The organism is Neisseria sp. P0009.S010, from assembly GCF_051958545.1.
Classification (GTDB): Bacteria; Pseudomonadota; Gammaproteobacteria; order Burkholderiales; family Neisseriaceae; genus Neisseria; species Neisseria subflava_A.
The window spans coordinates 36,782-63,208 of sequence record NZ_JBQCVH010000007.1; the positions used below are offsets into that span (position 1 = coordinate 36,782).

General features: G+C 50.3%; 26 protein-coding genes and 2 tRNA genes. 7 read left to right on the forward strand and 21 right to left on the reverse strand.

Annotated features, from left to right (window positions below):
- Positions 1-112 precede the first annotated feature (112 nt).
- The 5 genes from ACTHSN_RS08380 (at position 113) to ACTHSN_RS08400 (ending at position 6,220) form a co-directional block, all read left to right on the forward strand.
- Positions 113-1,351: an NAD(P)/FAD-dependent oxidoreductase gene (locus tag ACTHSN_RS08380; protein ID WP_049322866.1), complete on the forward strand. Its 1,239-nt coding sequence runs from the start codon at positions 113-115 to the stop codon at positions 1,349-1,351.
- Between the two features lie 97 nt (positions 1,352-1,448).
- A complete protein-coding gene (locus tag ACTHSN_RS08385; RefSeq protein ID WP_440365247.1) occupies positions 1,449-1,967 on the forward strand; it encodes a hypothetical protein in 519 nt (172 codons plus the stop codon).
- 3 nt (positions 1,968-1,970) lie between these two features.
- A complete protein-coding gene (locus ACTHSN_RS08390; protein WP_440365248.1) occupies positions 1,971-3,173 on the forward strand; it encodes a beta-ketoacyl-ACP synthase in 1,203 nt (400 codons plus the stop codon).
- Positions 3,174-3,345: 172 nt separating this feature from the next.
- A complete protein-coding gene (locus ACTHSN_RS08395) occupies positions 3,346-5,568 on the forward strand; it encodes an NADP-dependent isocitrate dehydrogenase (RefSeq protein ID WP_440365249.1) in 2,223 nt (740 codons plus the stop codon).
- 58 nt (positions 5,569-5,626) lie between these two features.
- A complete protein-coding gene (locus ACTHSN_RS08400) occupies positions 5,627-6,220 on the forward strand; it encodes a LolA family protein (RefSeq protein WP_107737629.1) in 594 nt (197 codons plus the stop codon).
- A gap of 55 nt (positions 6,221-6,275) precedes the next feature.
- Here the strand turns inward: ACTHSN_RS08400 and ylqF are convergent, their stop codons facing one another.
- The 17 genes from ylqF to ACTHSN_RS08485 form a co-directional block, all read right to left on the reverse strand.
- The gene (gene ylqF, locus ACTHSN_RS08405; RefSeq protein WP_070461623.1) at positions 6,276-7,217 is read right to left on the reverse strand and encodes a ribosome biogenesis GTPase YlqF; all 942 of its coding nucleotides are present in this window, start codon (positions 7,215-7,217) and stop codon (positions 6,276-6,278) included.
- Positions 7,218-7,310: 93 nt separating this feature from the next.
- Entirely contained in the window at positions 7,311-7,535 is a 225-nt protein-coding gene (locus ACTHSN_RS08410) for a protocatechuate 3,4-dioxygenase (protein WP_070461624.1), read from the reverse strand.
- A 34-nt stretch (positions 7,536-7,569) separates the two neighbouring features.
- The gene (gene rapZ / locus ACTHSN_RS08415; protein WP_070461625.1) at positions 7,570-8,424 is read right to left on the reverse strand and encodes an RNase adapter RapZ; all 855 of its coding nucleotides are present in this window, start codon (positions 8,422-8,424) and stop codon (positions 7,570-7,572) included.
- Entirely contained in the window at positions 8,405-9,367 is a 963-nt protein-coding gene (gene hprK / locus ACTHSN_RS08420) for an HPr(Ser) kinase/phosphatase (RefSeq protein WP_003747372.1), read from the reverse strand. The genes rapZ and hprK overlap by 20 nt, the downstream gene beginning before the upstream one ends.
- Positions 9,368-9,370: 3 nt before the next feature.
- Positions 9,371-9,820 carry a PTS IIA-like nitrogen regulatory protein PtsN gene (gene ptsN, locus ACTHSN_RS08425; RefSeq protein ID WP_039862228.1) on the reverse strand — a complete coding sequence of 150 codons (450 nt, stop codon included), beginning with the start codon at positions 9,818-9,820 and terminating at the stop codon, positions 9,371-9,373.
- A gap of 269 nt (positions 9,821-10,089) precedes the next feature.
- The gene (ubiA, locus tag ACTHSN_RS08430; protein ID WP_440365250.1) at positions 10,090-10,956 is read right to left on the reverse strand and encodes a 4-hydroxybenzoate octaprenyltransferase; all 867 of its coding nucleotides are present in this window, start codon (positions 10,954-10,956) and stop codon (positions 10,090-10,092) included.
- 227 nt (positions 10,957-11,183) lie between these two features.
- Positions 11,184-11,678: a chorismate--pyruvate lyase family protein gene (locus tag ACTHSN_RS08435; RefSeq protein ID WP_440365251.1), complete on the reverse strand. Its 495-nt coding sequence runs from the start codon at positions 11,676-11,678 to the stop codon at positions 11,184-11,186.
- Positions 11,668-12,324 (reverse strand): dethiobiotin synthase, encoded by a 657-nt coding sequence (gene bioD / locus ACTHSN_RS08440; protein ID WP_440365252.1) that lies wholly within the window; start codon positions 12,322-12,324, stop codon positions 11,668-11,670. Before bioD ends, ACTHSN_RS08435 begins: the two co-directional genes overlap by 11 nt.
- Positions 12,321-13,610, reverse strand: coding sequence for an adenosylmethionine--8-amino-7-oxononanoate transaminase (gene bioA, locus ACTHSN_RS08445; protein ID WP_440365253.1), 1,290 nt, complete (start codon positions 13,608-13,610; stop codon positions 12,321-12,323). The genes bioD and bioA overlap by 4 nt, the downstream gene beginning before the upstream one ends.
- A gap of 55 nt (positions 13,611-13,665) precedes the next feature.
- The gene (locus ACTHSN_RS08450; RefSeq protein WP_440365254.1) at positions 13,666-14,571 is read right to left on the reverse strand and encodes a DMT family transporter; all 906 of its coding nucleotides are present in this window, start codon (positions 14,569-14,571) and stop codon (positions 13,666-13,668) included.
- Positions 14,572-14,768: 197 nt separating this feature from the next.
- The gene (gene trpB / locus ACTHSN_RS08455) at positions 14,769-15,971 is read right to left on the reverse strand and encodes a tryptophan synthase subunit beta (RefSeq protein ID WP_070850700.1); all 1,203 of its coding nucleotides are present in this window, start codon (positions 15,969-15,971) and stop codon (positions 14,769-14,771) included.
- A gap of 112 nt (positions 15,972-16,083) precedes the next feature.
- Positions 16,084-16,494: a hypothetical protein gene (locus ACTHSN_RS08460; RefSeq protein WP_049336439.1), complete on the reverse strand. Its 411-nt coding sequence runs from the start codon at positions 16,492-16,494 to the stop codon at positions 16,084-16,086.
- Positions 16,495-16,498: 4 nt separating this feature from the next.
- Positions 16,499-17,101: a DNA glycosylase gene (locus ACTHSN_RS08465; RefSeq protein ID WP_049336521.1), complete on the reverse strand. Its 603-nt coding sequence runs from the start codon at positions 17,099-17,101 to the stop codon at positions 16,499-16,501.
- A gap of 36 nt (positions 17,102-17,137) precedes the next feature.
- Positions 17,138-17,758: a phosphoribosylanthranilate isomerase gene (locus ACTHSN_RS08470; protein ID WP_070461630.1), complete on the reverse strand. Its 621-nt coding sequence runs from the start codon at positions 17,756-17,758 to the stop codon at positions 17,138-17,140.
- Positions 17,759-18,160: 402 nt separating this feature from the next.
- Positions 18,161-20,386, reverse strand: a complete 2,226-nt coding sequence (locus ACTHSN_RS08475) for a DNA internalization-related competence protein ComEC/Rec2 (RefSeq protein ID WP_440365255.1) — start codon at positions 20,384-20,386, stop codon at positions 18,161-18,163.
- Positions 20,387-20,554: 168 nt separating this feature from the next.
- A tRNA-Glu gene (locus ACTHSN_RS08480) sits at positions 20,555-20,629 on the reverse strand.
- Between the two features lie 12 nt (positions 20,630-20,641).
- Positions 20,642-20,718 (reverse strand) — tRNA-Arg (locus tag ACTHSN_RS08485).
- 115 nt (positions 20,719-20,833) lie between these two features.
- On the opposite strand from ACTHSN_RS08485, the gene ACTHSN_RS08490 reads away from it, so the two are divergent.
- Both ACTHSN_RS08490 and ACTHSN_RS08495 read left to right on the forward strand, forming a co-directional pair.
- Positions 20,834-22,225 (forward strand): exonuclease domain-containing protein, encoded by a 1,392-nt coding sequence (locus tag ACTHSN_RS08490; RefSeq protein ID WP_440365256.1) that lies wholly within the window; start codon positions 20,834-20,836, stop codon positions 22,223-22,225.
- 198 nt (positions 22,226-22,423) lie between these two features.
- Positions 22,424-23,215, forward strand: coding sequence for a Cof-type HAD-IIB family hydrolase (locus ACTHSN_RS08495; RefSeq protein ID WP_070461633.1), 792 nt, complete (start codon positions 22,424-22,426; stop codon positions 23,213-23,215).
- Positions 23,216-23,281: 66 nt separating this feature from the next.
- Here ACTHSN_RS08495 and ACTHSN_RS08500 read toward each other — a convergent pair whose 3' ends face one another.
- From ACTHSN_RS08500 to ACTHSN_RS08515, 4 genes are all read right to left on the reverse strand, one after another.
- Positions 23,282-23,488, reverse strand: coding sequence for a DUF2788 domain-containing protein (locus ACTHSN_RS08500; RefSeq protein ID WP_003747401.1), 207 nt, complete (start codon positions 23,486-23,488; stop codon positions 23,282-23,284).
- A gap of 88 nt (positions 23,489-23,576) precedes the next feature.
- The gene (gene metZ, locus ACTHSN_RS08505) at positions 23,577-24,746 is read right to left on the reverse strand and encodes an O-succinylhomoserine sulfhydrylase (protein WP_070461634.1); all 1,170 of its coding nucleotides are present in this window, start codon (positions 24,744-24,746) and stop codon (positions 23,577-23,579) included.
- Between the two features lie 116 nt (positions 24,747-24,862).
- A complete protein-coding gene (locus ACTHSN_RS08510; RefSeq protein ID WP_070461635.1) occupies positions 24,863-25,423 on the reverse strand; it encodes a DUF3465 domain-containing protein in 561 nt (186 codons plus the stop codon).
- A gap of 121 nt (positions 25,424-25,544) precedes the next feature.
- Positions 25,545-26,345 carry a hypothetical protein gene (locus ACTHSN_RS08515; RefSeq protein ID WP_070461636.1) on the reverse strand — a complete coding sequence of 267 codons (801 nt, stop codon included), beginning with the start codon at positions 26,343-26,345 and terminating at the stop codon, positions 25,545-25,547.
- Positions 26,346-26,427 lie beyond the last annotated feature (82 nt).

A 26,427-nucleotide genomic window follows, 5' to 3' on the forward strand; every position in this document is an offset into this window, starting at 1 on the left:
ATTAAGGCGATATTTTGTTTCAACTTCTATCGTCACGTTGTAAGAGGCCGTCTGAAAAATTTCAGACGACGGATTAAACATTATTTATCATTAAAATCAAAGGTATTTTAAAATGTCCGTAGAATTTGACGTTGCCGTTATCGGCGCAGGCCCTTCAGGTTCGGTTGCTTCCGCTTTGCTGAACAAACAAGGCTTTAAAGTTTGCGTATTGGAAAAACAACATTTCCCACGCTTTGTCATCGGCGAAAGCCTGTTGCCGCATTGCATGGAAATGTTGGAAGAAGCCGGTTTTGCCGACGCAGTGCATGCCGAACCCAGCTTTCAATTTAAAGACGGCGCTGCGTTTTCATGGGGCAGCCGTTACACAGATTTCAACTTTACTGAAAAATTTTCAGACGGCCCCGGCACCATTTATCAAGTGCGCCGCGGCATCTTCGACAAAATCCTGATTGATGAAGCGGCAAAACAAGGTGTCGATGTCCGCTTCGGACATGGCGTAACCGCGTTTGACAACAGCGGCGATGTGGCACGTTTGAGCGTTGCGACCGATACAGGCGAAAACTATGAATTGACCGCCAAATTCGTTTTGGATGCCAGCGGTTACGGCCGCGTCCTGCCCCGCCTTTTGGACTTGGAAAGCCCGTCCGAGCTGCCTCCTCGCCAAGCCCACTTCACGCATATCGACGACAACATCACCAGCCCGAAATTTGACCGCAACAAAATCCTGATCAACACGCATCCTGAACATCGCGATGTCTGGATTTGGCTGATTCCTTTCGGTGACAACCGCTGCTCCATCGGCGTTGTCGGTACGCCCGACAAACTGGCCGGCGAATCAGAAGCCGTGTTGAAAAAATTTGTGTACGAATGCCCGATGCTGGCGGAAATCTTGGATAAAGCCGTTTGGGAAAACGACTTCCCGTTCCGCTCTATCCAAGGCTACTCCGCCAACGTGAAAACCTTATACGGCAAACATTTCGCCCTTTTGGGCAACGCCGCCGAATTCCTCGACCCCGTCTTCTCCTCCGGCGTAACCATTGCCCTGCACTCTGCCAAACTGGCTGCCGACTTGTTGGCCAAACAACTCAAAGGTGAAGCCGTCGATTGGCAAACCGAATTTGCCGACCAACTGATGATCGGCGTGAACGCGTTCCGCACTTATGTAAACGGTTGGTACGATTTCCGCTTCCAAAATGCCATCTACGCGCCCAACCGCAGTCCTGAAATCAGCCGCATGATTTCGTCTATTTTGGCAGGCTACGCTTGGGACACGAACAATCCATTCGTGGAAAAATCCGAGCAACGCTTGTCCACACTTGCCGCATTGGTGGGCGATTTGAAGGTAGAATAAGGACGAATGCCTTTCAGACGGTCGCGTCTAAAAACAGAACAGGCCGTCTGAAAATCTACCCTTATCATTAAATATTTTGACCGATAGATAAAACCTTATGCGATTTATCCCTTTGATTGCCGCACTGCTCCTTTCCGCATGCGCAACTTCGCTCCCCCATCCGCAAACGCTGCCGCCGCTTTCCAAAGAAGGCCAATGGTTCAAACTCGAGCAGACCAATGCGGCAGGGCAAACCGTTCAAACCAATCTCTTGGCAGTCGAACCTCATTCAGACGGCATCCGCTTTGTCCAAACCGATGCACTGGGTGCGCCGGTATCTCGTCAATCGGTCAGCACCAAAGGCTGGAAAAACGACGGCTTTGTGATGCCTAATGCCACTTCGCGCCGACTGTTTGCCGCCCTGTTGCCGCTTTTAGCCGTCGAACACGCCGCCACGCTTTACCCTGAAGCCCGCCAACAAAACGCCACCCATCAAGGCTTCTGCCCTAACGGCAAAGGCGCGGTATTCAGCTACCGCGAGCGTGATTTGTGGTGTGTCGCCCACCATTCCGAACAATTCCTCATTGGCTTCCCCGACCAAACTTTCTGGACGGTCAGCCCGATTGCAGAAGACTAATTCATGAATACTCCTGTTTATCTCAGCCGTCCGGCACTGACCAGCGCATTGGGCAGCGGCTTGCAAGTTCATGCCGATGCCTTGCTCACGCCGTCTGAAAACACGCCCCTGACTTTTTCAGACCAATGGGTAAAAGGCAAAACGCATGCTTTCGGTACAGTCAAAGAAACCCTGATGCCCCTGCCCGACAGCATCACCGAAGCACACCGCAGCCGCAACAACCAGCTTATCCTGCACGCGCTTTCGCAAATAGACGGATTGATTCAGACGGCCATTGCCCGTTACGGCAAAGAAAGGGTCGCTGTCGTTACCGGTACGTCCACCAGTGGCGCAGACGAAAATATCCCTTTGTTCCAACACGTTGTCCAAGGCGGTGCATGGACAGATGTTCCGTTCAAACAGCTGCAACACACCATGGCTTCGCCCTCCGAATTTATCGCCCAAGTTTACGGCCTGGACGGCTTGCGCTATACCGTCTCCACCGCCTGCACTTCCGGCGCACGCGCCCTCATCAGCGCAGCCCGGTTGCTTCGTGCCGGATTATGTGATGCTGTAATTTGCGGTGGCGCGGATACGCTTTCTCCGCTGACGATTAATGGTTTTGCCTCTTTGGAAGTGCTTTCAGACGGCATCGCCAAACCTTTTTCCGCCAACCGCAACGGCATCAATATCGGCGAAGCGGCCGCATTTTTCGTGATGACGCGCGATGCCGATTTTGACGGCGAAATGCAGTTGCTGGGCTACGGCGCAAGCAGCGATGCCTACCATATGTCTTCGCCCCGCCCCGACGGTTTGGGTGCAGCCCAATCCTTTCAGGCCGCTTTGGATAAAGCCGGTTTGAAAGCGGAAGACATCGGCTGGATCAATCTGCACGGCACCGGCACGCAGCACAACGACAGCATGGAAAGCCGGGCCGTTGCCGAAGTCTTTGGCAGCCACACCCTTTGTACCTCAACCAAGCCGTCCACCGGTCATACTTTGGGCGCAGCCGGTGCAATCGAAGCCGCGTTTGCCTGGTTGATGGTCAACCGCCAATACAATCCGGAAGGCAAACTGCCGCCCCAACAATGGGACAACATACCCGATTCCGAGCTGCCCAACATCGCTTTGACCGACGGCAACAGCCGCTGGCCGTCTGAAAAACGCATTGCCGCCAGCTCGTCTTTTGCCTTCGGCGGCAGCAATGCCGTTTTGATTATCGGATAAGTCCTTATATTTAGGCTGTCTTTTCAGACGGCCTTTTTCTTTTCCGCAACTTAAAAAACAATAACATCAAAACAACAACCAAATCCGCCGAAATATGCCATAATAGGCTTAGCACATTTCATCTCGCGATGTGCCCGAAAAGAAAAACTTAACCTACATAGAGAATGAACCCATGACTAAATCCACCATTATCTATACCTACACCGACGAAGCTCCTGCATTGGCCACCCAATCCCTGCTGCCGATTGTGCAGGCGTTTACCCGTCACGCCGATATTGATGTCAAAACCAGCGACATTTCTCTCTCCGGCCGTATTTTGGCGGCGTTCCCCGAATATCTGACCGAAGCGCAGCGCGTACCCGATGCGCTTGCCGAATTGGGCGAACTGGTGAAACAACCCGATGCCAACGTGATCAAACTGCCGAACATCAGCGCGTCCGTACCGCAACTGACTGCCGCGATTAAAGAATTGCAGTCTAAAGGCTTTGCCATTCCCGACTATCCCGCCGATCCTCAAACCGATGAAGAAAAAGCCGTACGCGAACGCTACGACCGCATCAAAGGCAGCGCGGTAAACCCTGTCCTGCGCGAAGGCAACTCCGACCGCCGCGCGCCTAAAGCAGTAAAAAACTTTGCGAAAAAACATCCGCACAGCATGGGCGCATGGACCAAAGACTCCAAAACCCACGTTGCCACCATGCAAAGTGGCGACTTTTTCCATAACGAACAATCCGTTACCGTACCCGATGCGACTTCCGTATCCATCGTGTTCACCGACAAACAAGGCAACAAAAAAGAGCTGCGCGAGCCTGTTGCCCTGAAAGCCGGCGAAATCATCGACGCAACCGTGATGAGCAAAAAAGCCCTGCTCGCCTTCCTTGCCGAACAAGTAAAAGACGCAAAAGCAAAAGGCGTATTGTTCTCGCTGCACATGAAAGCCACCATGATGAAAGTGTCCGACCCGATTATCTTCGGACACGCCGTCAAAGTGTTCTTCGCGCCCGTCTTTGAAAAATTCGGCGACAAACTGGCTGCCGCCGGCGTCAACGTCAACAACGGCTTCGGCAACCTGCTTGCCAATCTGGACAAACTGGATGCGGACACCCGCGCTGCAGTCGAAGCCGAAATCGCCGCCGTTTACGCCGCCAACCCTGATTTAGCGATGGTCGATTCCGACAAAGGCATCACCAACCTGCACGTTCCTAGCGATGTCATCGTTGATGCCTCTATGCCTGCGATGATTCGTAACTCCGGTCGCATGTGGGACAAAGACGGCAAAGCGCAAGATACCAAAGCTGTGATTCCCGACAGCAGCTATGCCGGCGTTTACCAAGCAACCATCGATTTCTGTCGCGAACACGGTGCGTTTGACCCGACAACCATGGGTACCGTGCCCAACGTCGGTCTGATGGCGCAAGCAGCCGAAGAATACGGCTCACACAACAAAACTTTCGAAATCGAAGCCGACGGCCAAGTTCAAGTCATTGATACAGCAGGAAATGTCCTGATGCAACATGACGTTGAAGCCGGCGACATCTGGCGTATGTGCCAAACCAAAGACGCTCCGGTCAAAGACTGGGTACAACTCGCCGTCAACCGCGCCCGCCTGAGCAACACGCCAGCCGTGTTCTGGCTCGACGAAAACCGTCCGCACGATAAAAGCCTGCTCGCCAAAGTCAAAGCCTACCTTGCCGAGCTGGATACCGACGGCCTCGACATCCGCGTCCTTGCACCCGAAGAAGCCGCTAAATTCAGCTTGGGCCGTCTGAAAAACGGCGAAGACACCATCTCCGTAACCGGCAACGTCTTGCGCGACTATCTGACCGACCTGTTCCCGATTTTGGAACTGGGTACCAGCGCGAAAATGCTGTCTATCGTTCCTTTGATGAACGGCGGTGGTATGTTTGAAACCGGCGCGGGCGGCTCCGCACCGAAACATGTTCAACAATTCCTCGAAGAAAACCACTTGCGTTGGGACTCTTTGGGCGAATTCCTCGCGCTCGCCGTATCGTTTGAACATCTGGCGCAAAAAACCGGCAACGCCAAAGCCCAAGTCCTCGCCGACACTTTGGATGCAGCCACCGAAAAACTGCTGTTGAACGACAAATCGCCTAAACGCAAAGCTGGCGAACTCGACAACCGCGGCAGCCATTTCTACCTTACCCTCTACTGGGCGCAAGAATTGGCAGCGCAAGACAAAGATGCCGAACTGAAAGCCGCATTTGCCCCATTGGCGGCCGCTTTGACTGCCGACGAAGCCAAAATCGTTGAAGAACTCTCTGCCGTACAAAGCAAAGCGGTTGACATCGGCGGCTACTACGCAGCCAATCCTGAAAAAGCCGCGCAAGCGATGCGTCCGAGCGCAACCTTTAATCAGGCCTTGTCAGCCTTATAATTAAAGCAATAAAAGGCCGTCTGAACTTTCAGACGGCCTCAGACCTTATGGAAACACAATGAAAAAAACCATTCTTTCTCTTACTCTCCTCATCAGTGCTCCGGCTTTGTGGGCATTTTCCCCTGCCGAATTGGCACAAACCCTGCAAAAACCGCAAAACGTGCAAGGCAATTTTGTCCAACAACGCCAGCTCAAATCCCTCAGCAAACCCATGACCACCAGCGGCAGCTTTACCCTTGTCCCTCAAAAAGGCCTGCTCTGGAAAATGCAAAAACCATTTGAAACCACCCTGCGCGTGCGTTCAGACGGCATCATGCAATGGAATGGCAACCAATGGGTCAACCCAAACGCCAGCAAGCTCAACGGCCAAAGCCGCCAAATCAAACTCTTCCTCGACCTGTTGGGCGGCAATACCCAAGGCTTGGAAAAACAATTTGATTTGAAATTAAACGGCAACGAGAAAAAATGGACGTTGACCTTAACTCCGAAAACCGCCATTACCCGTCAAATCTTCAACCGTATCGAAATCAACGGCGATACGCTGGTACGTAAAATCGAATTAGACGAAAAGCAAGGCGACAAAACCATCATGCAGTTCAACCAAATCCAAACTGATAAAGCCCTGGACAGCTTCAGCCGTACCGCCCTCTAAATTGCCTATTCCAACAAAAGGCCGTCTGAAAATAGATTTCAGACGGCCTTTTATATTAATCGGCAGAAGGCTGTTGCCCTTTTCGTTCCGCCTTTCTGGCTTCGCGAATGGCTTTAAGTTCGGCCTCTTTCTGTCTGGCTTTTTTCAGCCAAGCCTCCCATTGGTTTGGCGTTTCCAGCGTGATTCTGCCGATTTTTCCTTCGCGGAAATCGGTCAGGATATTTTCAGCAGCCTTTTGGTAGTTGACCCGTCCGCCGCTCAAAACCGCACCGCGTTTTTTGGCAATCCACTCCAGCCAAGAAGTATCGTCCCAATGGCTGCTTGGATCTTTGTCGGCTTGATAGCGCTCTTGCAACAGGGCCAGATAATGGCGGCGGAGGTAATCCAAAAGCTCAAGCGCTACTTCTTCTTCGTCCAGTGCGTTGCGTCCGACTGCACCGCCGGCCGCAAGGTTGTAGCCGCCTTCTTCGACGATAATTTTCGGCCACAACATACCGGGGGTATCGTAAAGCCAGAAATCGTCTGCAAGGAAAAGGCGTTGTTCGGCTTTGGTAATACCGGGTTCGTTACCGGTTTTGGCAGATTTTTTGCCGATCATGCCGTTAATCAAGGTGGATTTGCCGACGTTGGGAATGCCGCAAATCAGGACACGTAGCGGCTTCTCGATACCTTGGCGATGCGGAATCATGGCGCGGCAGGCTTGGGTAATTTTGCCATGAGCGCCGGTTTCGGAAGAATCAAGCGCAATGGCGCGGGTATCTTGGCGGCTGTTGTAGTGTTCGAGCCAAACTTTGGTACGCTCGGGATCGGCAAGATCTTGCTTGTTTAAGATTTTGAGTTTTGGCTTGCCTTTGGACAACTGGGCAAGCAAAGGGTTTTCGCTGGAAGCAGGCATACGCGCGTCTAACATCTCAATCACCATATCAACGCTTTTAATGCGTTCGGCAATGGCTTTTTTTGCCTTGTTCATGTGGCCGGGAAACCATTGGATAGCCATGTCTTTTTGTTCTTTCTATTCGTATCTGAGGCCGTCTGAACAATCATTTTTTTTCAGACGGCCTCGGTATTTGGATAATCGGTCAATCCGGATTTAGAGATTGCCATGTTCATAGCTGTAATAACCTGCTTCATCCATACATTGCTCGAACGTCTTGTATGTATTTCTATTTTGGACTTGCGATTTGCAAGTATTGATTTGGCGGGAAACTTCAGCTTCGCTCGCGCCGGTACGATGCCAACGGTAAGCAGTGACAGGCTCTGTCGCGCAGGCGGTCAAGATAAGCAAGGATAATGCGGTCAGACTGATTTTTTTCATGGTTTCTTCCTTTGAGGCCGTCTGAAACGGCAAGTTAGCGTCCTGCCAAGCTTTGAGCCTGACGGTGGCGGACAAGGAGTTCATAACGGCCTTTGAGGCGCTCGGCCAGTTTTTCCACAACATAAACGGAGCGGTGCTGACCGCCGGTACAACCGATGGCAATCGTCACATAACTGCGGCTCTCTTGTTGCAGGCGCGGCAACCAGCGGCTAATAAAATGGTCGATGTCATCAACCATTTCTTGAACCAACGGCTGCTGGCCCAAATAATCTTGAATAGGTTTGTCCATGCCAGTAAAGGGGCGTAATTCCGGATCGTAATACGGATTGGGCAGGCTGCGCATATCAAACATAAAGTCGGCATTATTGGGAGCGCCATATTTGAAACCAAAGGATTCAAGAATGACCAGCAAACCGACACGTTCAATATTGAGCCATTGTTGCACAGCATAACGCAGCTGCTGAGCATTCATTTTGGACGTATCGATGCAATATGCGATGTCTCTAAGCGGAAAGAGCCACTCGCGTTCTTTTTGCAGGCTTTCCAACAAAGTCAGGTTTTGACCAGACAAAGGGTGTCCACGTCGGGTTTCTGAGAAGCGGCGAACCAAAACACCCTCTTCTGCTTCAACAAACAGGACTTCAACCTGATGTCCTTCGTCACGCAAATATTGGATTTGCTCTTGCGCTTCTTGGATATTAATACGGGAACGGATATCAACGCTGACACCGAGTTTGGTTTCATCGGCCCGTTCGATATGGAGTGAAACCAATGATGGAAGCATTTCCAAGGGAAGATTATCGACACAGTAATAGCCCAAATCTTCGAGCTGCTTAAGAGCTACGGACTTTCCCGAGCCGGATAAGCCGCTAATCAGGACGATTTTCATGATTTTGTTCGTTTTCTTTGAGTTGTGTTTGGTGACGTTCGAGAAATTCTTTGGTGCTGTCTTTACCACGCAATTGAAGGATGTAATTGCGTACTGCAGCTTCAACCAATACTGCTAAGTTTCGACCGATTGCAACAGGCAGGGTAACGGAACGGACGCTGACGTTGAGGATAGATTCTGTTTCGGTACGGATGCTCAATCGATCAAGTTGTTTCATATATCCGTCGTCGGCCGGAACCAAATTGATAATCAGCTGGAGGATTTTTTTCGGACGGATAGAGGTTTCGCCAAAAATATGGCGGATATTAAGTATGCCCAAACCGCGTACTTCGAGGAAATCACGCAGCATAGGCGGGCAACGGCCTTCCAGCATTTCCGGGCCGGTACGGAAAAGTTCGACCGCATCATCGGCAATCAGGCTGTGGCCGCGCGAAATCAGCTCCAATGCCAATTCGCTCTTACCCAAGCCGGATTGTCCGGTAATGAGTACGCCCACTTCAAATACATCCAAAAATACGCCGTGCTTGATGGTGGAAGTTGCCAATGTCCGTTGCAGATAAATCCGCAAAACGTCCATCAGGTGCGGGCTTTCCTGTTTGGAAGTCAGCAAGGGGATACTGTTGGTATGGCAATAATCGCGCAATTTGGGCGATACCGGCAAGCCGTTGGCGACAATGACCAAAGACATGGGGATGTCGAAAAGCTCTCCGAAATCGTAGTTGAGCTCGCCCGACTCCAAGCGGCGCAAATATTCGGCTTCAGCTACGCCGACAACTTGAATTTGGTTGGGATGGATAAAGTTTAAGTGGCCGACCAAGGCCAAGACGGGTTTATCGGCTTCGACACCGATACGGTTGTCCGCGCCAGAATTGCCGGCAGCCCAAGCAAGTTCGAGTTTGTGCTGATTGTCGGAAAACAGGCGGCGGACGGATATGCTGGGCATGAATTACTCTTCGGTCAGAAGTGTGCGTACTTCTTCGGCAGAAGTTGCGGCCATTAATGCTTCACGGATGGCTTTTTGAGAGAATCTGCCGGCCAGTTTGGACAAGACTTCCAAATGTTCGCCGGTAGCGTTTTCAGGCACAAGCAGGATGAAAATCAAGGAAACGGGTTTGCCGTCGGGCGCATCAAAGGCAACCGGCTCTTTGGTGCGGATAAACGCACCGGTGGCTTTTTTCACGCATGCGTGACGGCCGTGAGGAATCGCCACCCCCTGCCCCAAACCGGTCGAACCAAGCTTTTCACGGGCAAACAGGCAGTCGAACACGTTGGTATTCGGTAATTCTGCTTCATTCTCCAGCAGCTGGGCGGCCTCTTCAAACAGACGCTTTTTGCTGCTGACTTCCAAATCCAAAACGATATGGGACAAAGGTAAAATTTCGCCAATCAGGCTCATGTGTATCTCTTTTAAATGTCGCAAAACAATAGGATTGTACCGATTGTCGGTGCAAATCTCAATCCTGAAGGCGTAATTTACACTCGCCCTGCTAACATTTTCCATGTTGTTCTTGATATTTTTTAACGAGCTAAAAATAATCCAACTGCTTGCTTATATTGAATTTAAAGTAAAAATGCTATCAATAGCCAAACTATGATTCAAATGAAAAGGGGTATGCCCGGCATACCCCTTTTCCCCTTCTTTTCAGACGGCCCCAACTTCTTTTTTTAAAACAGTTTGGAAACCAAAAATACCCAGAAATAATGGCAGACCAATCCGCAAAACCACGCCAAACCGATGCGGTTATTGGCCAAAAACGTTTGGAAGCACAACTGGCGATTGCGCGTACGGATGACAACATATTGCTGATACTGCCAATAAACAGTTATCGGCAATATCAACCAATACGGCCAAGTTGCACCGATTTTGATACCCAACACCGCCATCAATACGGTAAACCAAAAATGGCAAAGCATGGTTGCGCTAATATCGTGATGGCCAAATGTGATTGCCGAAGTTTTAATGCCGATTTTCAAATCGTCTTCTTTGTCCGCCATGGCATAAATCGTGTCGTAAGCCAGCGTCCATAAGGCATTGGCGGTAAACATCAGCCATGCTTCGGGAGGCACTCGGCCTTGCACGGCGGCAAAGGCCATAGGAATGCCGAACGAAAATGCCAGTCCTAAATAAAACTGCGGCAACGGGAAAAAGCGTTTGGTAAAGGGATATGTGATGGCAAGGAACAAGGCCGGAAGGCTCATCAGCCAAGTAAAGCGGTTGAGCTGCACCAAGCATAAAGCCGCCATCAGACACAGCATGACGGTCAAAAGCAGCGCTTCGATTTTAGAAACCAAACCTTTGGCAAACGGGCGGTTTTTGGTGCGCTCTACTGCACCGTCAAAATTGCGGTCGGCAAAGTCATTCACCACGCAACCTGCGCTGCGCATCAAAAATGTGCCTGCGCTAAAGGCAATAAAAATATCCGCGTCGGGAACACCTTTAGACGCAATCCACAATGCCCAATAAGTCGGCCACAGCAAAAGCAGTGTGCCAATAGGTTTGTCGATACGCATCAGTTTGGCGTATATCACCATCCGTCCGACAGCGTAACGCGGTAAAAATTGTAGGAAAAATCGCCTTATGTTCATTGATGTAATGTGTCGTTGTTTATGTGTCGATTCGGAAGGAACGGTTTTTTAGAGCCTTAGCTCTTATTATAATGTATTGCCGTCTGAAATTAAACAGATCTTAACAATTTAATTTATTGTATTATAACAGAATTATGACAAACATCGGTAATCGGTTTTATTTTCAGACGGCCTTAGCGGTATAAATCTATTAATTTCAATAAGAAATATTCTGTTAATTCCAATATTTCGCCGTTCCAATCGAAATACGAACGGCGCGCGGTAATAGGCCGTCTGAAAGATGGATGGTCTAAATCTTCAAAACGAAGAAACTCAAAATCCGAACGTTTCAACGGCAATGTACCGTCAAACAGGCGCTCGCCCAAAGGCTGCGTTCCGCAATCCAATAATTCTGTCCATAGACTGCTGTCCGGCCGGCACGCGCTTCTGGCTTGTATCACTGTTTCGCCGTCCAGTTTGAGCAAAACATCGCGCACAAAGATTTCGTCTCCGTTTTCCGCACCCTTCGTCAAACCCAAATACACCAGCTCGACTGAAAAATCCTTACCGGAAGCGCGCAACGCAGCGGTTAGCGAAGAAACGGTCAGCAAATGTTCGGCCTTAGACGGCAAAAGACTTGAAGCTTCGGCATGTGAACAAAGCGTGCCACGCGGTATATCAAGCTCCATCTGACACCTCTGTCTTGGCCAATTCCTGCCATTTGGCTTCGGGAAATTCATCTTTCAGACGGCCTTTAAGATATTCCAAAGTATCGCCGGCAACGGTTTCATCTTTGCTGTCGTGAATATGGTTGAAAATCAGGCTGTGCAACCGGATGCCGTATTGTTTAAGCGCGGCAAAGCTTAGTAAAGTGTGGTTGATACTGCCGAGCCGTCCGCTGGTAACGAGGATGACGGGATAAGCCTGTTGTTGAATATAATCAATGGTTAACAGGTTTTCCGTCAGCGGAACCATCAATCCGCCCGCGCCTTCGACCAAGACGATTTCGTATTGCGCCGCCAATTCTTGCGTGGCGGTGCGGATTTTGTGCAAGTCCAAAGCTCTGCCGTCCAGACGGGCGGCGAGGTGGGGCGAGGCGGGATAGCTGAAGATTTCGGGCATGGTCAGCTTTTGCTTGTCGGCTTCCTGCATGGGTATGCCCATGATTTTGCGGTGGACGGCGATGTCGTCGGCGATGTTTTGGCAACCGGTTTGCACAGGCTTTTGCGTGATCACGCTTTTGCCCTGCTGCAACAATTGTTTTGCCAACACGCCGGTGGCGACGGTTTTGCCGATGTCCGTGTCTATGCCACTGACGAAGTAAACGCCTTTCATTTGCTGTGTTCCTTCAAGATTTGTACGGTTTTATCGGCAAGTTCGGTTAAGAGGTCGTCTGAAATAATGTAAGGCGGCATGAGGTACACCAGCCTGCCGAATGGGCGCACCCAAATTCCCTGCGCCACGCAATCCGCTTGAAAACGCGCCATATCCACGCCTTTTTCCAACTCGATCACCCCGATGGCACCCAAAACGCGCACGTCTTTCACGCCGCGAATGTCCCATGCGGTTTTCAGATGACCTTTCAGGATGCTTTCGATGCGGCGGATATTTGCCTGCCAGTCTTGAGATAAAAGCAACTTGACCGAAGCGCAGGCAACGGCACACGCCAGCGGGTTCGCCATAAACGTCGGGCCGTGCATAAACACGCCCGCTTCGCCGCGCGAAATCGTTTCGGTGACTTTTTGCGAAGTGATTGCCGCCGCCAGCGTCATATAGCCACCGCTCAAGCCCTTGCCGATACACATAATATCCGGTACGACCTCCGCGTGTTCGCAGGCAAACATCTTACCCGTGCGCCCGAATCCGGTGGCGATTTCGTCAAAAATCAACACGATATCAAATTCATCGCACAAATCGCGCAAACCACGAAGATACTGCGGATGATAAAAATACATGCCGCCCGCGCCCTGCACGACCGGTTCCAAAATAAAGGCGGCGATATCCGCATGATGCGCTTCAAACAAGGCGCGGACATGCTGCAAATCCGCCTCGTCCCATTCATTGTCGAAACGGCTTTTCGGATTATCGACAAAATAACGCTGCGGCAACGCGCTGCCGAAAATATGGTGCATCCCCGTTTCCGGATCGCAGACGGACATCGCGTTCCAAGTATCGCCGTGATACCCGCGCCGCACCGTCGCAATATTCTGCTTCGCGGTCAAACCCCGCGCCTGCTGGTATTGCACCGCCATCTTCAGCGCAACTTCTACCGAAACCGAACCCGAATCCGCATAAAAAATACGGTCCAGCCCCTGCGGCAAAATCCCAACCAGCAACTTGCCCAGCTCCACCGCCGGCCCGTGCGTCAAACCGCCGAACATTACATGCGACATTTGCTTAATCTGCGATTCAACCGCTTGATTCAAAACGGAATGATTGTAACCGTGTATCGCACACCACCAAGACGACATCCCATCAATCAACCGCGTACCGTCCGCCAATTCGATATGCACGCCCTCCGCACGGCGCACCGGATAAACAGGCAACGGGTCGGTCATGGACGTATAGGGATGGAGCAGATGGGCGCGGTCGAAATCGAGCAGGGAGGACGGTTCTGACATATTCGTTTTAAAGACAGATTGACAATTTTCGTTATTATATAACATCTTTACCTTTTCAGACGGCGCGTCTTCCATATTGCATCAGCGCCAATCCGATTACGGCCGCCAAACAGCCGGCAACCAAGGAAACATGCAATGCCTCACCCAAAAACCAAGCGGAACACAAAATGCCGAATACCGGCACCAAAGTGATGTACGCCGCCGCGCTGCCTGCGCCCAAAGTCTTTACGCCTTCAAAATACCACGCATAGCTCAAGACCGTTGCACCGACAGACAGGCCAATCAAAGCAAACCAGCCCCTGCCGTCCATTTCGGCAAGCATACCAAACGGCAGGCCGTCTGAAATCAGCGCTGGCGGCAGCAACATCATTGCACCCAGCCAAGCAGTGGCCACGGTAACCGTCAGCGCGTCAATCCCCTGCAACACCGCCCTGCCTATCATCGTATAAGTAACCAAGCAGCAAAGGCTGCAAAACACCAGCACTTCGCCCCACCCTACGCCGCCGCCCGACAAAAACGCCGCAATCTCGCCATGCGTAACCGCCCATATCGAGCCTGCCACTGCCAACAGCATACCCGACACAATCTTGCCGTTGAGCTTCTCGCCAAATAACAAAGCCGCAAAAAACATCGTCAACACAGGATTAAACGTGACCAACACCGTCGCCCTTGAAGCAGGAATCCGCTGCAAACCCAGCATAGACAACACAGTAAAACCAAATACGCCGAATGCCGCCGCCAGTGCCAATCCAAGCCATTGTTTGCGCGACAAAACCGCTAAAGTACGCAACCGATACCGTGTAAACAGCCAGCCCAAAAGCAAGATCGCCGCCGTCAAAAAGCGCAGCATACCGCCCGTTAAAGGCGGCTGCGCCTGTCCCAACATCCGCCCCATCGGCCAAGATGCGCCCCAAAACGCCGCCATGCCCAATAGTTTTAGATGGATTGCCAAATGTTTCATAATTACAATAAATGGATAACTTGGATAATCGGTTTAGAAAGCGTACAAGCGCAGTTTGGAAGGATAAATTTCCTTAGCCGCCGATACTTGATAGAGTTTGCGCGGATAAAATACTACGCTGAATCATTACGGAAACAAAGGCCGTCTGAAAGACTGAAACCCAGCTTTTTCAGACGGCCTTTACTGCTCAATCAAGCTTACAACTCAATGCCTTTGAGTTTCGCCACGGTGTTAATGTCTTTGTCGCCGCGGCCGGAGAGGTTGACCAAAATCACTTGGTCTTTGCTCATTTTCGGCGCGTTTTTCACCGCCCAAGCTACGGCGTGGCTGGATTCCAGCGCAGGAATAATGCCCTCGAAACGGCAGAGCAAATCAAAGGCTTCGAGTGCTTCGTCGTCTTTGGCAACGGTGTATTCCACGCGGTTGATGTCGTTCAAATGGCTGTGTTCCGGGCCGATGCCTGGGTAGTCCAAGCCTGCGGAAACGGAGTGCGTACCCAAGACTTGACCGTTTTCGTCCTGCATCAAATAGCTGCGGAAACCGTGCAATACGCCGATAGGGGCTTTACTGGTAATCGGTGCGGCGTGGTCAGGGGTATCCACACCCAAACCGCCGGCTTCTACGCCGACCAAACGTACGTTTTCTTCTTCGATATAGGGATGGAACAAACCGATGGCGTTCGAGCCGCCACCCACGCAGGCAACGGCAACATCAGGTTGGCGGCCGATGGCTTCCAACATTTGCTCTTTGGCTTCATTGCCGATCACGCATTGGAAGTCGCGCACCATTTCGGGATACGGCGCGGGACCGGCGGCGGTGCCGATGATGTAGAACGTATCGTCCACACGCGCCACCCATTCGCGCATGGCTTCGTTCATCGCGTCCTTCAAAGTACGGCTGCCGCTGTCAACGCTGACCACGTTCGCACCCAATAATTTCATGCGGAACACATTCGGCATTTGACGTTGGATATCGTCCGCGCCCATGTACACGTCACAAGTCATGCCGAAGCGTGCGGCGACGGTAGCAGAAGCCACGCCGTGCTGACCCGCGCCGGTTTCGGCAATCACGCGTTTTTTGCCCATGCGGCGGGCAAGCAGAGCCTGACCGATGGTGTTGTTCACTTTGTGCGCGCCAGTGTGGTTCAAATCTTCACGCTTCAGCCAGATTTGCGCGCCGCCCAAATGCTCGGACAAGCGCGCGGCATGGTAAACAGGGCTGGGACGGCCGACATAGTGTTTCAAATCATGGCGGAACTCTTCCCAAAATGAAGGATCTTCTTTCGCTGCTTTATAGGCTTCTGCCAATTCTTGCAATGCCGGAATCAGGGTTTCGGAAACGTACAGGCCGCCGTGTTCGCCGAAAAAGCCTTTCTCGTCGGGAGCGTGATAATTTTTCATGGGATTTTTCCTTGTTCGTTTTATGGTTTCAGACGGCCTGATTCAGTAAAAGGCCGTCTGAAAGTAAAAATTGTCAGCAATTATAGCTGTTTTCCATTCATCTTGTCGGCAACTAATTGAATAATAATATCAGCAGACAAAATAGGAACAACAGCGTACAGCTCGATGTTGCAATCAATGCCGTACCCAACGGAGGCGCGATATATTTTTCTTCGTTTTTGTTTCTCAGGCATAGTTTCAATGCCAACATCCCCAGCCACAGCGCCAGCAACCAACAACCCAGAAAGTTAAGCACAAGCAAAGCAATAATCAACTCATTGGTATTTATAGTACTTACGTTCAAAAATATCCAATTAAGGCCGTTAACAGACATAATGACTGCAGATATTTGTATCACATACAAAAGCGTTCCGCCCAACAATACCCTGATGTGCCATTTTTTGGCCTTCAGCCACACTGAGACGACATTAAAAAGCCACCACAAAGCCATAAACACCATTAAAGAGATTTCATAACGATCCATCGCCCTACTCCTGAAAAACAGTCAATCCAGCCATTTCAAAAAAAGCCCGATACGCCGCTGCTTTTTTTGCCAAACTCAAAGGATAGGCACGCGAAGTCGAAGGCAGACGCGTCAGGGTCAACTCACGCCCTGCATAGGGGAACGGCACTGTTTCGCCGGTTTTCGGCATTTTCATGCCGCTGCCTTGAATCTCCAACAAAACTTCGGTTGCCTTGCCGCCAGTGGTGCAAAGATGGCGGCACTCGGGCATTTGCGCCAATACTGCCGCCAAATCGACAGTTTCTATCACTTTTAAAAACTTATCCGAAGCATTGCCATGTTCGCGTATTGCCTTCAATACGGTCGGACAGGATGCAATCCCCTTTTCACTCAAAAACGCTTTGATTTTATCGGCATCAAACGCTTTTTCGCCCTGCTTTTGAAAATGCGCCGCATCGCCGAAAAACACCAGCCCATACACACGCCACATATCGTTTTGAAAATTCGGATAATGAAACTGCATCGCGTGTTTTTCTTCTTTAGGCGGAAACGTCCCCATCATCATGACCGTTGCCTGCGGAGGCAACAAGGCTGCGAAGGGGTGGGACTCAACGATTGACTCTTGCATATCTGTATTCCGGTTGTTTTTCATTCAAACAAATTTTCAGACGGCCTTTACTGCCTGAATAAACGCCGCCATTTTCTCCCTGCTCTTAACCCCACCGGAGATCTCCACGCCGCCGGACACATCCACCGCCGCCGCGCCACTGATTTTTACCGCTTCGGCAACGTTTTCCGCAGTCAATCCGCCGGCAAGTATCCACGGTTTGCCGATATTGCCGTGCAACATGGTCCAATCGAAACTTTGTCCCGTACCGCCGTATTCGGTCGGATGATAAGCATCAAACAACAAGGCGCGTGCATTCGGAAATTTGGCACAGGCCGTCTGAAAATCGGCTGCGGACTGTACACGCACGGCCTTCAAATACGGGCGGTCAAACCGACGGCAAAAATCATCGTCTTCATCGCCATGAAACTGAATCATATCTATCGGCACCTGACGCAGAATCTCGCGGATGGTTTGCTCGTTTTCATTCACAAACAAGGCCACCACCGATACAAACGGCGGCAGATTTTTCACAACCGCCTGCGCCTGCTCAATACTCACTGCCCGTTTACTCTTGGCGTAAAACACCAGCCCGATGGCATCCGCACCCAATTCGGCCGCAGTCAGCGCGTCTTCAGGTCGGGTAATGCCGCAAATTTTGGTGCGTATGGTGTGCATGGAAATTGCCTTTTTAAACAGATGAGTCGGATATTATATAAGTTTAAGGCCGTCTGAACATGAAATATCAGGTTCAGACGGCCTTAAACTTTAAAATAACAATCAGCCGATAATATTGGCGGCTGTCAGCTGCGCAGCATCTTCATTGTAGAAACGTGCAAACTCTGTGCTGCTTTAGGCTCTGCTTGATATACAGAACATCATACCGATTATTACTAATAACTTTGTAATTATTACCCTATTTTTAAACTGCCTATTTTTTCATCACAATTAATTTATTCTTTATTATCAAATATCAAACCAAACTATCCACAATTGGATTCACACAAAATTTGGATAATGCCCGTCAATGAAAAATATTAAGGCCGTCTGAAAAGTCTTTCAGACGGCCTTTTAGCCTTTTTACTCAAACGGTTTCTTCTGCCAATAAAACTTATCCTTTTTCAGACGGCCTTGAAATATATCGCCCTGTCCCAAAGCAAACACCAACGCGCCTGACAAATCCGTTCTCAACAAAGTAATGCCGTGCGCGCGGACACGATTTTGTACGGCAACGGTCGGATGTTTGTAGGCATTGGCATAGCCGCTGGATGCCACGGCATATTGCGGCGAAACCGTATGCAGAAAGCTGCCCGACGAAGCCGTGCTGCTGCCGTGATGGCCCAATACCAACACTTGGCTATACAGCGCATTGCCGTATTTCTCAATCAAACCGGCCTCGCCCTTCACGCCTAAATCGCCGGTTATCAACAAGGCTTTGCCGTTTGCCACGACACGCAATACGCAGCTTTGGTCGTTATCTTCCTTGCCCGTATTTTCAGACGGCCTGAGCAACTCGAAATCTACACCGTCCCATTGCCATTTGTCTTCTTGGCAAAACTCTGCATTCGGATAAAACTCAGGTTGTCCGGCAAGCAATTTATCGGTACCAACAGCTGCTACACTTTGAAAACCGCCGTCATGGTCAATATCATGGTGCGACAAAATCAGGCTGTCCAAACGGCGCACGCCCATAGCGTTCAAACTCGGCACAATACCTGTTTGCGCCACTTGCTCCGTTCCTGTATCAAACAAAAGATTACGGTTGCGCGTTTGTATCAACACCGACAAACCTTGCCCTGCATCCATCACCGTAACTCTTGCCACCCCCTCCTCCAGCTTGGCAGGACGGTAAAATACAAAACCCAATAAAACCAGACATGCCCAAGGTTTCAAGCCCATTCCTTTAGGCAACAATAACAGCAAAGCCGCCATCATCGCCAACACCAGCAAAGGCACAGGCGCCGCTGCGACGGCAAATTCAGGCGATACCGTAGCCAGCCATACCAAACCACGCAAAGTGTATTCCGCCAAAAATGCCGCTACCAACTGGACAAGTTCGAACGGAAAAACCGAACCCAGCAGAGCCAACGGCGTCAACACCCAAGAAAACCAAGGAATAGCCAGAGCATTAACCAACGGACTGAGCAAAGGTAACGAAGCAAACAAATAGCCCAGCAATACCACCGACAACACCGTTGCCGCCCATTGCCCCCGTACAGCCAAACGCCAACCCAACTCTTTCAGACGGCCTGATGAAGCCCAAATCAAAGCAGCAACCAAGCCGAAAGACAACCAAGTTCCCACGCCCAATACTGCCAACGGATCCAACAACAAAACAACGGCCAAAGCCTGCCACCATGCCGTCCAGCCCGAGCCGCCACTTCCGTGCCACCATGCCCACGCAAACGCAGCCAACATCAACACACTGCGTTGCGTCGGTACGGAAAAACCGGCCAAAAGCGCATAAAACAAAGCACCGGCAACACCGCCAGCCAATATCCACACACGCGGTTGCGCCGGAATCCACGGCAAATAACGGAAAATTCGCTTAATCAGCCAGGCAAACAATACCGCCACCATCGTCACATGCAAGCCCGAAATACTGACCAAGTGCGTCAGTCCCAAAGGCCGGAATGCCTGCCACAAAGGCGGCCTCAACGCCGATTGCTCGCCAATACTCAAAGCACGCATCAGCCCTATGCCATCTGAAAACTCAGGATACTTTTCCCCTGTTCTCTGCCAACTCCGGCTTACCGTATCACGCATATTAGCCAAACCCAAACCGCCGCCTTGCCGCACGAGTTTCCTGTCGCGTCCCAAAGTACCCATGCCATCGATACCATTGGCCAAAGCCCATGTTTCACGGTTCAAACCGCGCACATTCACTTCACCGATCACCGGCCTTACCCGCGCCGATACAGACCACCTGCTGCCCACCGCCCAATCACGCCGCTGATAATCCGACAACATCAAATCAAAAGTCTGCCCACGCTCATCCCAAGCCCTTGCCGCAAACTGCACGCGCCGACCATCATCACGCGGCATATCCGCCACTTCAACCGTCAAAACTTTAGCCGCCATCTCCCCTACAGGCCATTGACCAGCCAAAACCAACCCGGTCCGCCACACCCCAAACGCCATGCCCATGCAGACGGCCAGCACCAACCAAGCCACAGCAAATCTTCGACACAACGCAAGCGCGCCAATAATTACAGACAACCAAGCCCACCATGGCGGCACAAACGGCAGCGCAAAAGAAAGCACTACACCCACCACCCAAGCAGGCAACACAAACCGCCACGCCATGAACGTTTTCCCTTAATTATGATTATTAGATATATAATAATAAATGCTTTTAGTAGATTATGACAAATGCCAACCTGCATGAGCAGATAAAAAGAGAGGTTCAAATCATTTCAAAACCAACAGACGCAAAAAAGCGCAATCTGAAACAGATTGCGCTTTTTTATAAACTGGCACGCCCACGGGGAATCGAACCCCGGTTACCGCCGTGAAAGGGCGATGTCCTAACCGCTAGACGATGGGCGCAGAGATTTTCTGTGGCGCACCCGGAGCGATTCGAACGCCCGACCCTCTGGTTCGTAGCCAGATACTCTATCCAACTGAGCTACGGGTGCATCAAGAAAGATTTGAATTATAAAGAGAGGGCTATTTACTGTCAAGCGTTTTATTTGGAAAACTTGCAGACAGCGTGTAAAATGCGCATTTGCTATTGAATTTACAGAGAATAAAATGTCAGATTTCGCACGCTGGCCGCTCTTATCCGAAGCATTTTCCCGTTTGGGACGGCCTGTGGTCGTGGTGGATTTGGAGACGACCGGTGGAAATTTCTATCAAGACAGGATAACGGAAGTCGCCCTTGTTCGTTTTGAGCAAGGACGCGCCACACATTACGAGCAATTAGTCAACCCTTGCCGCAGCATTCCCGAATTTGTAGCCAGGCTGACCGGAATTCATGATGAAACGGTGAAAAACGCGCCTGTCTTTACCGATATTGCAGCTGATTTGTTGCCGCTATTGCAAGGTGCAGTGGTTGTTGCCCACAACAGCCGCTTTGACTACACCTTCCTACGCCACGAGTTTGCCCGTATCCATACTGACTTTGCCGCACCCTCGCTCTGTACGGTTCAACTGTCTCGTCGCCTGTATCCTGAGTTTTACAAACACAGCCTCGACAGCATTATCGAACGCACCGGCATTCAGACGGCCAACCGCCACCGCGCCATGACTGATGTTGCCGCATTGTGTGATTATCTCGAATTAAGTCTGGCAGAAAAAAATCATCAACAATGGGACGAACACGTCCGTGTATTGATGAATCCGAAAATGTTGCCCACTTGGCTGCCTGATTCGCTTGCCCAACAGCTCTATGCCCTGCCCGACAGTTACGGCGTATTGGTTTGGTTTGACCATTTCAGCAAAGCCCAAGCCATTGAAGCACACGAACGCGCATACAGTGAAACCGCCACCCTTCTGCACAGCAAAAAACTGCCGCCGCATATCAAAGCCGCAACCTCCATCCGTTTTATTCCGGCAGTCGGACAGCTTCATACATTATGGCTCAAAGCCCAGACCATGCAGGAATACCAACTGATGCCGTCTGAAAAGTCTACATCGTTTTCTACCGTCCGCTTTATCGCGGACGAACACGGCAGCCTTCAAGCACGCATTGTCTTGTTAAATAGCGGCACCAGAAACTGGCGTCCTTACGGTTTGTTTGCCCACAAAAAAGCAGCCAAACGCGCTTTGACTCAATGGTCGCAAGAACACAGGCTCTGCCCAGATTCGCTCCACATTTTACCGACCAGCTACGCAAAGGGAGAACCCTGCCCCGTCGAGGCTGTCGGCAAATGCAATGGCAACTGCCGCCAGCCAAACGGCATCAAACATCAAAACCAACGCATTACCGAGCTTGCCGCCCTACTCCCCGTAACCGATTGGGGCAAAGCGCACGAAATTGAAATTACCGAAACCGACCCCCTGACCGGAAACAGCATTACCCTGCTCTGCGCCGGCGGTGCGTTGGCATTGCCTGACGGCAGCTGGTATTTCGACAGCAGCCTGCCTCTCGTGATTAAAAACAAATTCAGGCAAGACAAAGAAAATATCCGTTTGATTGCTTAAAACAAGGCCGTCTAAAAACCAAATTTTCAGACGGCCTATTGTGAATAACTTTCCGCTTTATTCCCAAAATAAAAATCTGCCTAAAATTTAATCAGAACTTATTTTTATAATAGCAATCAAATACTAAACCAATTTATACACAAGCTGTTCACACAATTTTCAATGAAAGCTGTGTATACCCAGCCCAACGAGTAAACCATGAACAACCCTGAAATCATCTTCTTTGACATCGACGACACCCTCTACCGCAAATACACGGATACCCTGCGTCCCTCAGTTCCCAAAGCCATGCACGAATTGAAAGCCAAAGGCATTTTGACTGCCATTGCCACCGGCCGTCCGGAAGCCGCCATTCCCGCCAAAGTCAAAGCCTTGATTCAAGAATGCGGTATCGACATGCTCGTTACCATCAACGGCCAATATATTTCCTTTCACGGCGAACCCCTGCAAAGCTACCCCTTGGACATTGCCGACATCGAAACAGCCATCAACCTGCTTGAACAACATAAAATAGACTACGCATTCGTCAACAACCAAGAAATTGCCGTTTCCTCCCATTCGCCGCGCGTTGCCGAAGGCTTATCGCATATCCTGCCCAACTTCCTGATGGATAAAGAATATTTCCGAAAACAGCCTGTTTATCAAATGTTGGTATTTGTGGATAAAGAAGAAGAAAAAATCCTGCAACCGCTAACCCAGCAACACGGCTTCAAATCCGTCCGCTGGCATGAATATGCCGTGGACCTGCTGCGCAAAGAAGGTTCAAAAGCACGGGGCATCACCCACGCAGTGGAAAAACTGGGCATTGATATGAGCAAAGTGATGGCATTCGGTGATAGCTTCAACGACTTGGAAATGCTGTCAACCGTCGGCTTTGGCGTTGCCATGGGCAATGGCGAAGAAGCAGCCAAAGCGGCCACACAATTCGTCTGCCCAAGTGTTGATGAAGATGGCGTCTTGCGCGGCTTGCAAGAATTGGGCGTAATTTAAATTTCAAATCAAAAGGCCGTCTGAACATTTTTTCAGAAGGCCTTGTTCTATCTATAAACTTTCTGCTTACTTTGGCAATACCAAAAAGCTAATCAGCAACTCTTTAAATACGAATCCAAACACACCCAAGCCCAAAACCAAGAAGAGCATGGCAATGCCGAATTTGCCGGCTTTGGATTCTTTACCCAAGTTCCAAACGATAAAGCCCAAAAAGATAATCAGGCCGGTGAGGAGGATTTTCATTGCCCACGAGGCGAATTCTGCTTCAGACATTATTTTTTCCTTTTATTCTTAAGATGTGTGTTTAATTGCTTTCAGACGGCCTATTAAAATTTAAGGCCGTCTGCAATTTGTTTTTAGATTATTTGTTCAATGCTTGTTGCAAATCATCAATCAAATCGTCGATGTGTTCCAAACCAACAGAGAGGCGTATCAAGCCCGGGCGGATATTGGCGGCGAGTTTTTCTTCAGGCTGCATCCGGCCGTGCGTGGTTGTCCACGGATGGGTGATGGTCGAGCGCACATCGCCGAGGTTGGCAGTACGGGAAAAGAGTTCTACGCCGTCCACGATTTTCCATGCTTCTTCTTGGTCTGCAACTTCAAAACCCACGACGATACCGCCGCCATTTTGCTGTTTGCGGATCAGTTCGGCTTGCGGATGGTCGGGCAAACCGGTGTAGTACACGGCTTGGACTTGCGGTTGCTCTTTCAACCATTGCGCGATTTTCAGCGCATTGTCGTATTGTTTTTCCATACGCAGCGACAGAGTTTCCACGCCGCTTAACAGCTGCCATGCGTTAAACGGAGACATCGCCAAACCGCAAGAGTTGCAATACATGGCAACTTGCGTCATCAATTCTTCCGAACCGGCCAACACGCCGCCCATCACGCGGCCGTGACCATCAATCGCTTTGGTTGCGGAAGAAACAGAAATATCCGCACCGTGTTTCAAAGGCTGCGAGCCGACTGGCGACAAGAGGCTGTTGTCCACTACCAAAAGCGCACCGATGCTGTGTGCCAGTTCGGCCAAAGCTTCCAAATCGGCAACTTCGCCCAAAGGGTTGGACGGCGTTTCCAAAAACAGCAATTTGGTATTGTCTTTAACCGCGGCTTTCCACTCGTTCAAATCGGTTGGCGACACATGACTGACCTCGATGCCGAACTTAGTTACGATATTATTGATAAAACCAACAGTCGTACCAAACAGACTGCGGCTGGAAATAACATGATCACCAGCTTGCAAGAAGGTAAAAAACGCTGCCTGAATCGCGGACATACCGGTCGAAGTGGCTACCGCGCGCTCTGCGCCTTCCAATGCAGCAATGCGTTTTTCAAAAGCGGCAGTAGTCGGATTGGCTGTACGGGTATAGGTAAAGCCTTTAATTTTTTTGGAAAACAAATCTGCCGCATGTTGTGCGCTTTCCCACATGAAGCTGCTGGTCAAAAACAGCGCCTGATTGTGTTCACGATATTCGGTCTGCTCTTTGCCGCCCCGGATGGCCAGCGTTTGCGGATGAAGTTTTTTGTTCATTTATTCTCCAATCTACTGTGTATTCCAATGGACGGAACAATATTTTCCGTCTGTTTAACTTGTTAACATTTTGCGCTTATTCCTGTCATCTTTCAAGCAGGAGGCCGTCTGAACGGTTATTGATAAACCTGTCCGCCGTGCTTCAGCCAACCGTCTTCATGACGGCCTGCCGGGTCATGATGCGTCCAATGGATAACACCGCCCTGCTCCGACCATTCGTATTCGCCGTAAAACGCTACTTTATCGCCTTTTTTCAAACCCTTAATCTTATCGGCAAGGTCGATATTGTGTGCCACCAAAAGCGTCTGGCCGCTGGAGAGCTTCAAGATAAAGCGTTGGTGGCGCGTGCCTTTGTTGTCATCCGGCAGGGTTTTCCATACCGTGCCCTCGCCCTCAACCTGAATATCGCTTTGTTCGTTTTCAAACGCCTGTTTCAAAACCGCTTCGGCTGATTCCTTGTCCGAACCGATTTGCTGCTGAGCCGTATCGGCATTCTTTTTGCCCGCATTATTTTGTTTCTGAACGGCTTCTATTTTCTGGTGATTCTGCGATTGTACCGGCTGCTTGTTTTGCATTTTGTTATAGGCAAATACGGCAACCAAAGCAATCAGCAATACAATGATTTTATTTTTATTCATAACAATCTCAAAAAAAATGCCCGATTCTGCATCGGGCATATCAACTATTTAGAAAGGATATTTATCACGAAAACGTGAGCCGCTATTATACACGCTTCGTAAAATTTTAAGGGAAATTTACGCCGAAGGCCGTCTGAAGCTTTTCAGACAGCCCAGATACTCAACGGCGGTATTTCATTTCGGTCTTCATATCGTCCAAAATACGTTTGACGTTGTGTTCCAACACATCTTCCACCAAGCCCGGAGCCTGCTCGTTCAGCATTTGCTGCAACTGGTAAGTGAACAAGGCCATTTGTTTTTGCACGGCAATCCGAATCATGCCATTGACCGCATCGGCCACATGGGGGCGTAAACGCTTAATCAGACGCTCGGTCAAATCTTTTTCAGAAACGCAGAATACCTCCCGACGGCCAATCGCTTGCGGGTTCAATACATTGATATGGACATTAATGGCCGGTTCTTTTTCAAGGCCGTCTGAAACCGCCTCTTCAGCCACTTCCGCATCATCATTTTCCGGTTTTTCAGTTTCTTCCACTTCAGGCGCATCAAAATCTACGGCACCTGATTTCGGATTCAGTCTGACGGTGCGCGTTGATTCGATATGACGCTCTGAAGCCGCAGCCTGCAATGCCGATTGCGCGCTCAACCAGTTATCCTGCAAAACCACCATTGCATCGGTTTCCACTGCCTCGCCCTCGTCGGCAAGGGCAGTATTGTGTTCCAACTGCCAGCGGTACAAATACTCTTCCAATACTTTTTCACGATTGTCAGCATCCAGTTTATATTCTTTTTTAGGCGCGGTTTTGGGCGCAACATCGACAGCGTCGTCCGATTTTTTGACCAATGGCGCATGAGTCGGCTCAGTATTGAATTGTCGTGCCTGACGCAATCTTTCCAGGCGTTTTTCCCAATTCAGGTCTTCTTCCTCGAGGGCTGTGGGGTCAAGACGGTTGTTTTCCATAATCTCGTTTTTTCATTTTTATTGTGAACCGTATTTCAAACCTAAAATTACTTGAAATACGGCCAATGGTTGGACATATCCG

Bases quoted from the DNA above. Each gene is read 5' to 3' on its own strand.
- ACTHSN_RS08470 (WP_070461630.1), bottom strand. From the start codon at position 17,758: ATGCACACCATACGCACCAAAATTTGCGGCATTACCCGACCTGAAGAC.
- trpB (WP_070850700.1), bottom strand. From the start codon at position 15,971: ATGAAAAATTATCACGCTCCCGACGAGAAAGGCTTTTTCGGCGAACAC.
- ACTHSN_RS08435 (WP_440365251.1), bottom strand. From the start codon at position 11,678: ATGGAGCTTGATATACCGCGTGGCACGCTTTGTTCACATGCCGAAGCT.
- ACTHSN_RS08410 (WP_070461624.1), bottom strand. From the start codon at position 7,535: ATGAAAAAAATCAGTCTGACCGCATTATCCTTGCTTATCTTGACCGCC.
- bioD (WP_440365252.1), bottom strand. From the start codon at position 12,324: ATGAAAGGCGTTTACTTCGTCAGTGGCATAGACACGGACATCGGCAAA.
- ACTHSN_RS08450 (WP_440365254.1), bottom strand. From the start codon at position 14,571: ATGAAACATTTGGCAATCCATCTAAAACTATTGGGCATGGCGGCGTTT.
- ACTHSN_RS08490 (WP_440365256.1), top strand. From the start codon at position 20,834: ATGTCAGATTTCGCACGCTGGCCGCTCTTATCCGAAGCATTTTCCCGT.
- ACTHSN_RS08395 (WP_440365249.1), top strand. From the start codon at position 3,346: ATGACTAAATCCACCATTATCTATACCTACACCGACGAAGCTCCTGCA.
- ACTHSN_RS08460 (WP_049336439.1), bottom strand. From the start codon at position 16,494: ATGGATCGTTATGAAATCTCTTTAATGGTGTTTATGGCTTTGTGGTGG.
- ACTHSN_RS08385 (WP_440365247.1), top strand. From the start codon at position 1,449: ATGCGATTTATCCCTTTGATTGCCGCACTGCTCCTTTCCGCATGCGCA.
- ylqF (WP_070461623.1), bottom strand. From the start codon at position 7,217: ATGGCTATCCAATGGTTTCCCGGCCACATGAACAAGGCAAAAAAAGCC.
- ACTHSN_RS08390 (WP_440365248.1), top strand. From the start codon at position 1,971: ATGAATACTCCTGTTTATCTCAGCCGTCCGGCACTGACCAGCGCATTG.
- ACTHSN_RS08495 (WP_070461633.1), top strand. From the start codon at position 22,424: ATGAACAACCCTGAAATCATCTTCTTTGACATCGACGACACCCTCTAC.
- bioA (WP_440365253.1), bottom strand. From the start codon at position 13,610: ATGTCAGAACCGTCCTCCCTGCTCGATTTCGACCGCGCCCATCTGCTC.
- rapZ (WP_070461625.1), bottom strand. From the start codon at position 8,424: ATGAAAATCGTCCTGATTAGCGGCTTATCCGGCTCGGGAAAGTCCGTA.
- metZ (WP_070461634.1), bottom strand. From the start codon at position 24,746: ATGAACAAAAAACTTCATCCGCAAACGCTGGCCATCCGGGGCGGCAAA.
- ubiA (WP_440365250.1), bottom strand. From the start codon at position 10,956: ATGGTGATATACGCCAAACTGATGCGTATCGACAAACCTATTGGCACA.
- ptsN (WP_039862228.1), bottom strand. From the start codon at position 9,820: ATGAGCCTGATTGGCGAAATTTTACCTTTGTCCCATATCGTTTTGGAT.
- ACTHSN_RS08400 (WP_107737629.1), top strand. From the start codon at position 5,627: ATGAAAAAAACCATTCTTTCTCTTACTCTCCTCATCAGTGCTCCGGCT.
- ACTHSN_RS08465 (WP_049336521.1), bottom strand. From the start codon at position 17,101: ATGCAAGAGTCAATCGTTGAGTCCCACCCCTTCGCAGCCTTGTTGCCT.
- ACTHSN_RS08510 (WP_070461635.1), bottom strand. From the start codon at position 25,423: ATGCCCGATGCAGAATCGGGCATTTTTTTTGAGATTGTTATGAATAAA.
- hprK (WP_003747372.1), bottom strand. From the start codon at position 9,367: ATGCCCAGCATATCCGTCCGCCGCCTGTTTTCCGACAATCAGCACAAA.
- ACTHSN_RS08500 (WP_003747401.1), bottom strand. From the start codon at position 23,488: ATGTCTGAAGCAGAATTCGCCTCGTGGGCAATGAAAATCCTCCTCACC.
- ACTHSN_RS08380 (WP_049322866.1), top strand. From the start codon at position 113: ATGTCCGTAGAATTTGACGTTGCCGTTATCGGCGCAGGCCCTTCAGGT.
- ACTHSN_RS08515 (WP_070461636.1), bottom strand. From the start codon at position 26,345: ATGGAAAACAACCGTCTTGACCCCACAGCCCTCGAGGAAGAAGACCTG.
- ACTHSN_RS08475 (WP_440365255.1), bottom strand. From the start codon at position 20,386: ATGGCGTGGCGGTTTGTGTTGCCTGCTTGGGTGGTGGGTGTAGTGCTT.